Origin of the sequence: Rhizomicrobium sp. (genome assembly GCA_037200385.1) — a bacterium.
Classification (GTDB): Bacteria; Pseudomonadota; Alphaproteobacteria; order Micropepsales; family Micropepsaceae; genus Rhizomicrobium.
The window spans coordinates 4,943,025-4,956,497 of the sequence record JBBCGL010000001.1 but is presented as its reverse complement, the minus strand read 5'-3'; the positions used below and the strand labels follow the sequence as shown (position 1 = coordinate 4,956,497).

Sequence of the window (13,473 nt, the reverse complement as noted above, 5' to 3'; positions counted from 1 at the left end):
TTTGTGCTGCAAACATATCCAGATTCACATGCAGCCTTAGCGAGCCGAGTCGTAAACTGAAGCTTTCTGGCCGCCCGGATGTAACCAATATTTGCGCAAGATACCCCCGCGTGGCTTTCAACACACATCGGCTGCGCAGCACGTTGAATGCGATCTTCCTCGCGCGCCGGCAGTTGTCGGAGATAATCTTGGATTACAACATCGAGAAAGCCAGGACTCAGATTTTCAAGGTGCTTTGCCGGGCAAATCCGCGCTAGCGCCCTGTTAAATGGGGCGATTGATTGCTCGTAACTCTCTGCTCCCAGTGACGCAACTGGGCTGGCGATAACGAACGCTGCGCATAGCCAAAGCGCACGGCCAATACGATACATCTGCCAACCTCCTAGCAGGCTGTTGAAGAAGTCTCTGGCGGCGCGTTTGGGATCGTGATTCCCTTTGGGCGGGTCGGCCGAGGGATGGACGATGCGTGGAAGCGACGAGCGGTCCGGGGCGCTGTTCAGTTACGTGGATTTGGAGTCCCGGGTTCGCCATGACCATCCTCTGCGGGTGATCCGGGAAATTGCGAACGCGGCGTTGATGGATCTGTCGAAGGACTTCGACGAGCTCTACACGGACTTTGGCCGTCCCTCGATCGCGCCGGAGAAGCTGTTGCGGGCGACGCTGTTGCAGGCGTTCTACGGTGTGCGCTCGGAGCGGCTGCTGATGGAACGGATAGAGTTTGACCTTCTGTTCCGCTGGTTCGTCGGGCTTGGGGTGGATGATCCGGCATGGGACCACTCGGTGTTCTCGAAGAACCGGGATCGGCTGCTTCAAGGTGACATCGCGGCCAAGTTCCTGAACGCGATCCTGGCTCAGCCTCGAGTGAAGCGGCTTCTGTCGAGCGAGCACTTCTCGGTGGATGGGACGCTGATCGAGGCGTGGGCTTCGCTCAAGAGCTTCCGCAGGAAGGACGGCGCCGACAACGACCAGGATGGTCCGGGCCGCAACGCCGAGCGCAGCTTCCACAAGGAGAAACGCTCCAACGAGACCCATGAGAGCACGACCGATCCTGAGGCCAAGCTCTACAAGAAGGGCGATGGCCAGCCGGCCAAGCTCTGCTACATGGGGCATGCGCTGATGGAGAACCGCCACGGCCTGGCGGTCTTAGGCCAGGCGAGCCAAGCCAACGGCATGGCCGAACGGGACCAAGCGCTGACGCTGGTGGATCGCCATCGTCCCCGGCGACGACGGCGGATCACGCTAGGCGCCGACAAGGCCTATGACGTGGAGGCCTTCGTCGAGGCGCTTAGGGCGCGCGCGATCACGCCGCACGTCGCCATCGATGGGCATTTGAGCAAGACCGGCAAGCCGCGCAAGACGGCCATCGACAACCGGACGCTGCGCCATTGCGGTTATGCCGTGAGCCAAGTCTGCCGCAAGCGCATCGAAGAGGTGTTCGGTTGGATCAAGGCATCGGCCGGCTTGGCCAAGGTCAAGGTCCGTGGGCTGGCGCGTGTCAATGCCACCTTCGTCATGGCCTTGTCCGCCTACAACCTCATCCGCCTGCCCAAACTCCTGGCGGTGCCGGCATGACGCTGAAGGGCAAATGGCGCGTCGTCGAGACGCCGGGATATGACATGGCCGGGCCGGGCTCCTACATCCTGTTCGATAAGGATGGGGGCGAGTTCGCCCTGGATTGCCTCACCGGTTCCTTCCAGGGCGCCTGCGCAAGCGATGCCATCGAGTTCGAATGGTCAGGAAACGACGAAATGGACGAAGCTTCCGGCGAGGGATGGGCCGAGATCAAAACCGACGACTCCCTCGAAGGCGAAATCTCCCTCCAAAACGGCGACGACATCCCCTTCATCGCCCGTCGGCAAAAGACTTCTTCAACAGCCTGCTAGAGCGTTGCGTTCACGATCACGATGCCCCCAACGCACAAAAATCGTGCGGCCGACACGTCGAGACCGTGCTGATCGCGATGCAATTCATGAGCCGTTAGATTGGGATCACTCGCGTACTCCTGCGGCTTCCTCCCCGCGACAATCGCTCTTTCCAGCAATGCGGATGGTGTCCGGAGCAATGACAACAGGTGTAAAATCTTGCCAGTTAACCTGCGTCCATAACGTTCCCGATACGCGTACATGACGATTGCGGTATCTAGGCAATAACGGCTCCACTTTACCGGAGAAGCTGATCTGGATTTCGTCAGCGAGCACGACCTTCGGAGTCATTTTAAGCTCTCTGTTCACTTCGACAGGGATCGCAAAATCCAAATGCACGATCCACACAGTCACCTTTTGATCTGTCTGCGGGTGCTCTCCGAAGTTGGGAGGACCAAAGTCGCTACGTTTGCGAAGCGTCCCAAAGATAGTAGCCGGGCTGGACGTATGGAACCTCGCTCCGCACCAATGCGCGGGCTTCGCGACCGCGGCGCTGTTGCAGATTCCGGGCGAACCAATCACCAGGAGAGACAGCAAAACCCGCCAGAGCAGAGCGTTTCGTCCAGCTAAACGGATAGATCGCAACGACATTTGTGACCTCTGCATCTCAGTATTTCGGGTCTGGCAGGCCCCAGTAAAAGATCTCGACGGTTCCGGGTCTGCTCTGCTCGATAGCTTGCTCTTGCGCCATGAACGCCATCCTCTGATCGGGCGTTAAGGCGCTCATAATGGTGGTGCTGGGGACCCCCGCTGCTGCCGACAGCTTAGCTATCATGACGTCCGTGGGATTGCTGTCGGTGGGAGGTGCGTATTTTGTCATCGCATCAGCGATCGACAAATTGCGATAGGATGGCCCAAATAACAGGTGCTCCTGCGCATCCAAACCCGCCTGAACATCGGGGAAGATCGCCATCGGTGCGACATGGTTTGCTGCCGCAGCGGAATACACCGAGTTTGTCCCTATTGCGTCGGGCGCGTGACGTAGATTGCCCGGATTGTTGTCTCTCCAGGCCAGCGTACCGCCCGTGCGGACTTCCATTCGTCCGTCCGGATAGAAGTAAGCCACGGAGTTGTGCGAGTTGGGCGGGCCTCCGACTGCGGAGTACGGACGATCATAGTTGGCGGGCCGAGTGACGATGTTCATGAACTCGGAGAAGCTCCAGAGATGAACCTCGTTCGGATTATATTTCGGCGCCGTGACCGTCACGGTTTCCACGCCTGGTGTCGGCGATGTGCCATTGCCCGATGATGCCGGCGTGAACACATCGCCGATGCCAACGGCCTCCGTGACATCGTTGATGAGTGTCTCGCCGCCTTGCACGAGCGCATGCCATCCCGACGATATTTCATCACCGAGCCAGCCGAAGAACCCTTCATCCTGCTTCGGTGGCGCCGCGCCAGGACCGGCGAACTGCACGTCTCCCGAGATGTCTCCGGCCGTGGCCGCGTGAAGCTCGGCCATCCGGTTGAGGTAGTCGCCATCGGACTCTCCGGGCAGCGGATCGGTGGATGCAGGTTGCCCCGATCCCTGTATTCCGCCCGCCACGAGGTTGCCGATGGTTTGCCCGATGGTGTCGGGGAGCGCGGCGATGATGTTGTCGCCGAAGTCCGAACCATTGATCAGCGTGCGCGTCGCGGCATTGGCAATGTCGGCGGCCATGCCGGACAGGAAGCGTGTGGCGGAGAGGTTCGCGGCGGCGCCGCCGAGATTCAGGCTGCCGCCGGTGGAGAAGCTATTGGTGAGGAGGTGGCCGACATAAGTGCCTGCTGCCGCCCCGATGCCCGCCGCCACAACGCCGGTCCAGTCGAAGCTGTTCTGCAGACCGGTCGCGACGCCGATCCCCTGCGTGGCCGCGCTGACCGCGGCGCCTTGCAGGGCCGCGTCGGCGATGTAATCGCCTGTCGAACCCAGGATGCCGCCTTCTCCCAGCAATCCGCCATTCGCGCCGAGGCCGCCGCTGATCCCGCCGCCGATCGCCGCGAGGCCGACCGCGCCCCAGTTGAAGCTGTCCTGGATGCCGGTGGCCAATCCGACGCCCTGGCTGACGATGCTGCCGAGCGCCGCTGCGCCTGCGCCGATGGCGACGAACCCCGCAGTGCCTATGGTCGTGGCTGCGGCGCCGGCAACGCCGAAGAACGCGCCGATCCCTTCGCCAAGCGTCATGCCGACCGGCCCGAGTGCCGCGACCGCGGCACCCGCCGTCACGACGGTCACCGCAATCGCGATGACCGCGAGCAGGATTTGCCCGAGCACGCCGCAGCCATTGTCGTGCTTGGGCTGCTTGGGCACGGTCGGCGCGGTGTCGCCGATCGCTTCGTTGGGGTCGTAGACCTTGAAGGTGCTGGCGTTGTTGTGGAGGTTGACCACCTTGTTGGGCAGGATGAGGTCGGTGCCGGCGGTGAGGCTGTCGCTCGGCGAGCTCAGGCCGTTGGCGTCGGCGATCAGGTACCACAGGCTGGCGTCGCCCCAGACCATCGCGGCGATGCCGGCCAGCGTGTCGCCGTCCTGCGCGGTGTAGTGCGACGGCGCCCCGGCATAGGTGATGCCGTTGACCGGGTCGTAGCTCTGGTCGAAGTCGGCGTAGGGCATCGCGACGGTGGCGCCGCCGCGCAGATTGCCGCTGCCCGGCACCGCGATATGGGCCGCGATCGAGGCGGCGTAGTCGGTGTCGGAGGTGCCGTTGTTCGAGACGTCGCCCAGCGCCATGCCGTCGAAGTAGAAGTGGCGCTCATACTGGTCGACCGTGCCGCTGACGTTGTCGTTCTCGGCGCGGCTGAGGATCTGGCCCTCGATGTTGGTGCCGAAGGTGATGGTGCGCGGATGGCCGTCGTCGATCACGACGCTCTGCAGCCTTCCGCCCAGGCCGTAATTGTAGCCGCTGTAGTTCGCCACCGGCGCCGAGACCGCGGTATTGGCGGTGTAGCTCTCGGTGCCTTCCACCGCGCTGTCGCGCCAGTCGTAGAAGTAGTCGGCCTCCGAGGTCGGCTGGGCGCTGCCGTTCTTGGTGTTGGTGGTGACGATCTGGCTGACCACGCCCTGATAGGCGCCGTCGAAGCTGTAGGAGAAGGTCCCCGCGTGGTACACCGGCGTGCCGTAGCTGTAGGTCGAGGCCGCGACATAGGTGCCGTCGGTCCGCACCGTCGTCACGCTGTCGCTGGTGACGTTCGAGACCGCGTCGTAGACCGCGGTGCGGCTGTAGACCACGCTGGTCCCCGCCGCGTTGTACTCGCTATAGGCCAGCGCCCGGCCCGTCGCGTCGAGCGCGTATTTGGCGCGCAGCACCCCGCCGATGGTCACCTGCGCCAGATAGCCGTCCGCGGTGTAGCTGTAGACCTCCGCCGAGCTCGCATCCGTCACCGTCGCGCGGTGCCCCGCCGCGTCATAGGTGATCACCGAGCCGGTCCCCACCGTGATGCTGCCCGAGCCCCGCGCGCCGGTGAGCGTGCCCTTGGTCGTCACGAAGCGGTTCATCGCATCGTATTTGTACCAATAGGTCTGCGCCGTGGTGCCCGAGCCGTCCGCCGCCTGGTAGCTCGCGGTCATGTAGCGGATGTTGCTATTGAGGTCGTATTCCCAGGCGATGGTCGTGGGCGGCAGCGCGAGATTGGCGCCGGTGTCGCTGAAATTCGTCATCCGGTTCAGCGCGTCCCAGGTGACGGTCGCGTCCTCCGCCGTCGTGGTCCGCAGCCCGGGCTGGTATTTGGGCAGGCCGGCCTCGCCGCTGTCGTTGTCGACGTTGTGATAGCCGGTCGTGGTCTCGCGCGTCCGGTTGCCGTTCGCGTCATAGGCGAAGCTCTCGCCCGTCCAGTCGGTGTAGTAGACCCGGTAGCCCGGATCGCCGCCCGTCCCCGCCACGTCCTCGAACGAGTAGGCCGACGCCGAGGTCTCCGTCGCGACCTGGCCGGTGTTGTAATAGGTGTAGCTCGCCCCGTCGCCACCCTCCGCCGCCAGACGGCCCGCAAGGTCGAAGCTCGACGCGAAGCTGTTGCCGCCGAAGTCGGTCTTGGCGACCGTGCGGCCGAAGTAATCGAGGCTCTCGGTCTCGGTCAGGCCCGCGACGTTCACCGTCGTCTTGGTCCAGCCGCCGAAGGTGCCCAGGCCCGTGGTGGCGATGGCGGCGCTCCAGGAATAGCCATAGGTCGTGACATGGCCGCCGGCATCGGTCGTCTTCTTGACGCGGCCCTGCAGGTCGTACTCGGTGGTGTCGGTGACGGCGGCGGTGGTGGTGACGCCGGTGGCGATCACCTTGGTGAGGCTGTCGGCTTCGTGCTTGATGCGCTGGCCGAGGCCGTCATAGCTGTATTTGTCGACCAGCTGCTGGCTCGAGCCCGCGGCGGCGCCGTTGCCGACGGAGTTCGCGGCGCGGGTCGGATGGTCGTCCTCGATCAGCCGGTCCATCGCGTCGTAGGCGAAGGTCTCGCTGCCGCTGGAGTCGACGCCATTGGTGGATTTGGCCTTGAGGTCGCGGTTGACGTCGTAGCTGGAGATCCACACGCTGGCGTCGGGATCGTGCTCCTTGACCGTCAGCGCGTCGTCGCCGTTGTGGCCGGTGCCCGAGAGCAGCAGGCGCGTGCTCTCATTGCCGTTGGCGTCGACCGTCGCCACGACGCGGCCCGAGGCGTCGTAATAGGCGTGGGTGGTGGGCGACGCGGCGCTGTGCACCAGGCCGGTCTCGTCGGTCCAGGTGACGGCGGGCAGCGCCGTCGCGATAACCTTGCCCATGGTGTTGTAGGTGTAGGTCGTGACATGGCCGTTGGCGTCGGTCTGGGTCCAGATCTCGCCGAAGGCGTTGTAGGTCTGGCTCTGGGTGATGGTGACGGCGGCGCCGGCGGCGCTGAGCTTGCGGAACGGCGCGACGGTCGAGAGCGCCATGTCGCGCGCGTCATAGGTCGTGAAGGTCAGCACCATGCCGGCGACGTTCACCGATCCGATATTGGCGGTGCCGGCGCTGGTGAGCAGCGAGAGCACCTGCGCCTGGGTGATGGTCGACCAGCTATAGCCGCCCGCCAGCGCGGTGCCGTCGGAGGTGATCAGCGCGGTCTGGTCGCCATTGCCGTCATAGAGATAGAACTTGACCGTGCCGTCGCCTGCGGTGGATCGGGTGACGCGGCCGGCATTGTCGTAGGTGAAGCTCTCCTGCGTCAGGCCGTTGACGCCCTTGCCGACGACCTCGCCCCAGGCATTGTATTGCAGCGTCTGCTTGTCGCTGCCGGTCGTCACCCAGGCGCCGCCGCTCAGCGTGCCCTTCTCCTGGAAATCGAGGCGCCCCAGCGCGTCGTAGTGGAAGAGGTCGGCTTCGGTCGTGCTGCTGCCGTCCCACGCGGCACGGGCATACTGGCTCACCAGCATGCGGCCGTCGACGTCGTAGTGATAGGTGCGGGTGAAGCCCGACGCGTCGGTCATCGTGCTCTGGCGCCCGGCATGGTCGTAGGTGTATTTCGTGACGCGGCTGCCGTTCTGCACCGAGCGGGTGAGGTTGTTCAGGCCGTCGTAGTACATCTGCGTCGTGGGCGTGACCGAGGTGCCCGTCGAATCCACGAACGGCGCGGCGGTGATCGCGGTCTGCCGGCCATAGGCGTCGTAGGTGTAGGTCGTGTAGTCCGCATAGACGCCCGAGACGTTGTCCGCCTCGGTCTTCTGGGTCACTTCGCCCAGCGCATTGTAGGTGTAATAGACGATCGAGCTGGTGGTCGTGGTGGTGCGCGCCAGGGTCGACGCGTCGATCGTCGAGACCTCGACGTTGAGCCGCTCCTCCGAGGTCCGCCGCCCCATCCGGTCATAGACGAAGTTCGTGATGCGGTCGGCGGCGTTGTTGCTGCCGGCCGGCGCGGTGGTGGCGGGCGGGCTGCTCGACGGCGCCGTCACCGCCAGGAAATAGCGCCGCTCGGTCAGGACATTGCCGTCGGCGTTCAGCGCATAGGTCGTGAGGAAATGCGCCTGATCGACCTGGGCGGTCTTGTAGCCGCGCTTGTCGTAGAAGAACCAGGAATTGTTGCTGCGCCCATCGGTCTGCATGATCAGGTTGCCGAACGCATCATAGGCGTTCGTGACGACGACGCTGGCGGTGATCGGCGATCCGACCTGGCCGTTCTGCCAGGTCAGCACGCTGGCGACGGTGGTCGTCTTGAGCAGGTTGTTCTTGTAATAGCCGTAGAGCGTCTCGCGGTAATTGGTCGAGGCGGTGGTGGGCGCCGCGCCGCCCGGCAGGGCGGGCAGCGTGAAGGTGTCGCCATAGACCCGCTCGCCGGTCAGGTTGCCGTTCGCGTCGTAGCTCCAGGTCGACAGCGTGCCGAGCGCGCCGAGCTGCGCGATCCGGCGGTTGGCGCTGTCGTAATAGAACAGCGTGCGCGCGCCGCTGGCATCGTCCTGCTCGATGACGTTGCCGTTCGCGTCGTATTTGTAGCTCGTATAGGACGCGACATTGCCCGTATCGGCCCAGTTCGTCGTGTAGCTGTAGACGTCGACCGCGGTGCCCTGCGTCTTGGTGAGGCGGTCCGCCAGGTCGTAGGTGTAGGTCGTGGTGCGCTGCTCGGCCGCGATGTTCGAGGCCTCGACCATCGTGATCCGGTTGCCGCGGCCGTCATAGGTGTAGCTGTTCGTCACCGAGGTCGCGACGGTGGTGCCGGTGGAATCGACCGCCGCCTCGGTCTGCAGGGTCTCGGAGGTCAGCAGGCCGCGCTTGTCGTAGACCCGGTTGGTGACGCCGCCAAGGCGGTTGGTCGTCTGGGTCTGGTTGCCGAAAGCGTCGTAGACGTAATAATCGGAATGGCTCTCCGCGTCCTGGGTCTGGGTATCGCGGCCCAGCTTGTCGTAGGTGAAGTCCGTCTTCTCGTCGATCGGCAGGCTGGGCACCGGCACCGGCAAGGTGCCGGGCGTGATCGTGCCGCTGAGCTTGGTGCCGTAGTGGTCGACCCAGTCGACCTCGCCGAACGCGGTGTAGCTGGTTTGGGTGGCGTATTGCTCGCCGTCGACCGCGAGCACGCTGCGGCCCAGCCTGTCGTAGAAGCTGTAGGTGGTGATGTCCGCGGCATTGGTCGTGAAGCTCGGCAGCACGCCCGGCGTGATGGTCGCGGTGACCTTCGTCGCGTAGCTGATCCTGGAGACCGCATCGCCGAACGAGTCGTAGGTGATCTGGGTGGCGTAGCCTTCCTCGTCGAGGGTCGCGACCAGGCGATCCATGTTGTCGTAGAAGCTGTACGACTTGTTGCCCAGGCCGTCGGTGGCCATGACGACATTGCCGAAGGCGTCGTATTGATAGTGCGTGACGGCGGTCGCGGTCGTCGCCGTGGTGACCTGCCCCAGCGCGTCGCGCGTATAGCTCGTGACGTTGCCGTTCGCGTCGGTCTCGGTCAGGACGTTGCCCTGGCCGTCATAGGTGCAGCTGCTGACGCCGCCTGCGGGATCGGTCGTGCCGGTCAGCCGGCCCAGGATGTCGTAGGTGTAGTTCGTGGTCGCCGCGTCGGCGGTGCCATAAGCGACCGTCTTGCTCGTCACGCGGCCCAGCGCGTCGTAGACATAGTGCGTGTCGTAGCCCTGGCCGTCGAAGCTGTCGGTGAGCCGGCCGAGCGGGTCGTAGGAATAGTTGGTCTGGACCGCCGTGCCCGGAAGAGAGCCCGGCAGCACCGTCGCCATATTGGTGGTCGCGTCGCTGATCGAGCCGGCATAGCTGTCGGCATAGCGCACGTCGCTCACGACGCGGCCGGCGAAGTCGTAAGTGTGCCGCGTCACATATCCGAGCGCGTCGACCTCGTAGGCCAGCTGGCCCGCGGCATCGTAGAAGAACCGCGTCGTGCGATCGGCGGCGTTGGCGTTGGTGCCGACCCAGGTGTCCATCGTGCCCTGGGAAGGATCGGAGGTCGTCGTCCGCGCCGTCGCGAAGCGGACCTGCTTGATGAGATGTCCGATCGCATCATAGGTGTTGGACGTGACGTCTCCCGCCGCGTCGATCGTGTAGGCCAGACGGCCCACCGGATCGTAGACGTTCCAAGTCGTACGCGTGCCGGGCTGGGTCGCCAGGCTCTGCGTGACGATCCGCCCCGCGATATAGGCGTTGGTATAGGTCGCGGTCGACGCGATCGCGCCGTCATACTGCGTCACATGCACCAGGTTGCCCTGTGCGTCATAGACGTATTCCGTGGGGACCAGCTTGCTGTCGAGCGTGTATTGCAGCCGCCCATCCGCGTCGTAGAAGTAGCGCGTGTGGACGTCGTTCGTCGCGGACGGCGTCGCGCTGGCGAGCGTGGTCGCGAAGCTCGCATTCCACACCGCCGGATCGCTATAGACGACGACGTCGGTCTTCTGGCCGGCGGCGTTGTACAGATAGGCCGTCAGATAGCCGTCGGCGTCGAGCGTGCCGATCAGACGGCCGGCGGGGTCGTAGAAATTCCGCGTCAGCTGATCGCGAGAATCCGCGGTCGGCAGCTGGAGCGTCGTGGGCGGCGTGGTCTTGAAGCCCGACAGCGCGCCGCTCGACAGCTTGTTGTAATAGACCTGCGTCGAAATCAGGTTCGACACGGCGTCGTAGGTGAACACCGTGACGTCGCCGGCGGCATCGATCGTCTCGATCAGCCGGTTTGCCGCGTCGTAGATCTCCCAGCTGCCCTGCGTCTTGGCATTCGTCATCAGGCCCAGCGAGGTGATCTGCGCCGCGATGTAAGCCGCGCTATAGGTCGCCGTCGTGTTGATCGCGGCGCCATAGGTGTAGGTCGCGATCAGGTTGCCGTAATTGTCGTAGTCGTATTCGGTCGGCATCAGGTTCGTGTCGAGCGTGTATTTGAGCTCGCCGCGATTGTCGTAGAAGTAGCGTGTATTGATGTCTTTGGTGCCGTCCGGCACGACCGAAGCCAGCACCGTCGCGAAGCTCGCATTGTAGACCGCCGGATCGGCATAGCGGATCGTCTCGATCGTCTCGCCGGCACCATTGTAAAAATACTGCGTGAGATAGCCGTCGGGGTCGAGGGTACCGATCTCGCGGCCGTCATTGTCGAACCAGGCGCGGACGGTGTTGTCCCGGGTCGCGTCCGAGGTCGGGCTCTGGATCGCAGTGGGCGGCGCGAGCTTGTCACCTGCGATGGTGACAGCCGAAATCGCATTGGCGAAGCTCGATTGACCGGCGATGTTGCCGAGGCCGTCGAGGCCATACACCGTAGCGTCACCGTCCGAATCGATCGTCTCGATCATCCGGTCGCTGGCGTCGTAGACCCGCCACTCCCAGCCGTCGGCGGCGCTGGCCGCAGGCAGGATGGAGGCCAGCGTCACCGTCGCCGGCTTGCCGCTGCCGTCCACCAGCGAGGCGAGCGCCCCCGACGTCAGCCGGGTCGCGTAGCGAATCGTCGTCGTCAGCAGGTCAGCCGCGTTGTAGCGATACTCGACGATCGAACCGTCGGCGGCGATGTCGGCCACCTTGCGGCCGAGCGCGTCGTAGAGGAAATAGCTCTTGTTGCCCAGCGCGTCGGTCACCATCCGCAGATTGCCGTCCGCGTCGTAGGCATAGCCGACCGTCGAGGACGTCATCCCCGTCGCGGTCTGCTGGGTGCTGATCAGCCAGCCGGCCATGTTGTAGGTCGACGTCGTCTGGAGCCCGTTGGCCAGCGTCACCGTCGTCGTGCCGGCCGCGTCGTTGAAGGCGTAGGTGGTCGTCTGCCCCAGGAGATCGACGGACGACGTCATCCGGTTCAGCCCGTCATAGACGAAGGTCTCGGCCGTCTTGCCGTAGACCTGCCGGCTCAGCAGGTTGCCATATTGGTCGAAGGTGCAGGTCGTGCCCTCCCAGGGCTTGCCGGTCGAGCCCGTGCCGTCCGCGGCGTTCGTGGTGAAGGCCCGCTCGGTCCAGACATTGCCGCGGAAGTCGGTCTGGTAGTCGACACGATCCACCGTCGTCTTGTCCGGAAGACCGGCCGTCCAGCTGATGAGGGCGCTTTCCGCGATCGAGACGTTGGCGGCCAGCGCGCTGACGTCGTAGACCTGGTCGCGGTAGACGTTCGTGCCCATCAGGAAGTTGTAGGAGGGGTTCCAGCGATATTCCTTGACCTCGCCCTGGCCGCTCACGGCGTAGTGCAGATTGCCGTAGCTGTCATAGACGTAGCGCGTCGTCGACGGCAGGGTCGGCTGGTTCGGACCGGCCCCATCGGTGTCGCGGCCCGCATAGACGCTCTCGGTCAACACCTGATCGGTGGCGCTGTAGGTCCATATCGTCGTGAAGCCGGTCGCATCGCGCTTCAACGTCATGTTCCCGTTGGCGTCATAGGCATAGGTCGTGACGTTGCCCAGGCCGTCCGTCGCCGTCAGGACATTGCCGTCCGTGTCGTAGGTGAAGGTGACGTATTCCGCGCCGCCCGGATAATCGACACGGGTGAGCTGACCGCTGGCGTCATAGGTCATCTTCGTCGCGTTGCCGCGCGGATCGGTGATCGTCGTCGCGTGGTTGACCGCGTCGTAGCTCAGCGTCGTCGTGGCCGTCACGCCCGTCGCGAGCGTCTGGGTGTAGCTCGCGACCCGGCCGCTTCCGTCATAGCCGATCGCCAGCAGGCCGCTGACCGTCCCGGTGACCGCAGGGCCGGCCCATTGCGTGATCGAGGCCACCCGGTCGCTGCTGCCGTCATAGGTGTAGCTGATCGCGACGACATTGCCGTCCGCGATCGCGTTGTCGGTCGGCGACAGGTCCGTCGTCACGGTGACCAGCCGGTTCGATCCGTCATAGGTGTAGTAGACGTTCGTCACCGTGACGCCGCCCGTCAGGCCCTGCGACATCGAGGTCAGGTTGTTGCCGGTATAGTTGAAGTGCATCCACTCGCCGCTGCCCGCCGAGAAGGTCGTCAGCTTGTTGCCGGTCCAGCCATAGGTATTGCCCGTGCCGTTGATCGTGCGGCTGCTGGTCAGCACCGCCCAATAGGCGTCGGTGGCGTCGTTGGGATTGACCGCGACCGTGTAGGTCTCGACCAGCTGCGTGTCGCCGTCGGTCCAGGTCCATTTGGCGGGGGACGCCGTATAGGCCAGCGTGTCATAGGCGCCGCTGCCCTGCTTGCTCACGTAACAGGCGCGCGTCGCGTCATACGTATAGAGTGTGTCCGAACCGTCCCAGTCGATCCGGGTCACGGTGCTGCCCGCGGTGTTCACCGTGCCGGTCAGATGGGTGATCATCCGGCCATTGCCGATCATCCAGTGATCGCCATTGTCGTCGGTGCCGGGCGCCATGCTGTTGTAGGCACGTGTCGTGGTGTCGTCGGCGCCGAAGCCGTCCAGGATGTCGTCCGTCCGGGTGATGCTCAGATTGCCGGTCGCGGCATTGATCGTGACGTTCTCGCCCGTCGTTCCGAAGGCCGCGGTGCCGAGCTGGCCTCGCGATCCCAGGACATAGCCCGACCCCCGCACCACACCCAGTCCGGCACCCGTGACGATCGCAACCATGGCCCAACCCCGATCAAACCGGGCGTCCCGACCCATGGAACGCCCTATTAAGCCTGATCGGCAGAAGCGGGATTCCGTTTAGGACTTTTTTTGATCGCGCCTTCCCCGGCGCATCGCCGATGGACTTGGCATCGGAAATATTGC

General features: G+C 64.4%; 4 protein-coding genes. 2 read left to right on the top strand and 2 right to left on the bottom strand.

All coding sequences use genetic code 11. The features are described from left to right. Positions 1-462: 462 nt before the first annotated feature. Together WDM91_23700 and WDM91_23695 are read left to right on the top strand one after the other, a co-directional pair. Complete coding sequence (locus WDM91_23700; GenBank protein ID MEI9997620.1) at positions 463-1,572, top strand: IS5 family transposase; 1,110 nt, start codon at positions 463-465, stop codon at positions 1,570-1,572. Continuing rightward, positions 1,569-1,883, top strand: coding sequence for a hypothetical protein (locus WDM91_23695; GenBank protein MEI9997619.1), 315 nt, complete (start codon positions 1,569-1,571; stop codon positions 1,881-1,883). Before WDM91_23700 ends, WDM91_23695 begins: the two co-directional genes overlap by 4 nt. 105 nt (positions 1,884-1,988) lie before the next feature. Here the strand turns inward: WDM91_23695 and WDM91_23690 are convergent, their stop codons facing one another. Next, a complete protein-coding gene (locus tag WDM91_23690) occupies positions 1,989-2,255 on the bottom strand; it encodes a hypothetical protein (protein ID MEI9997618.1) in 267 nt (88 codons plus the stop codon). Positions 2,256-2,529: 274 nt separating this feature from the next. Further along, on the bottom strand, positions 2,530-13,329 hold the full coding sequence (locus WDM91_23685) for a hypothetical protein (protein ID MEI9997617.1): 10,800 nt from the start codon (positions 13,327-13,329) through the stop codon (positions 2,530-2,532). Positions 13,330-13,473: the final 144 nt, after the last annotated feature.

Coding starts and splice junctions, on each gene's coding strand:
- WDM91_23700 (MEI9997620.1), top strand. CDS start 463: ATGCGTGGAAGCGACGAGCGGTCCGGGGCGCTGTTCAGTTACGTGGAT.
- WDM91_23695 (MEI9997619.1), top strand. CDS start 1,569: ATGACGCTGAAGGGCAAATGGCGCGTCGTCGAGACGCCGGGATATGAC.
- WDM91_23685 (MEI9997617.1), bottom strand. CDS start 13,329: ATGGTTGCGATCGTCACGGGTGCCGGACTGGGTGTGGTGCGGGGGTCG.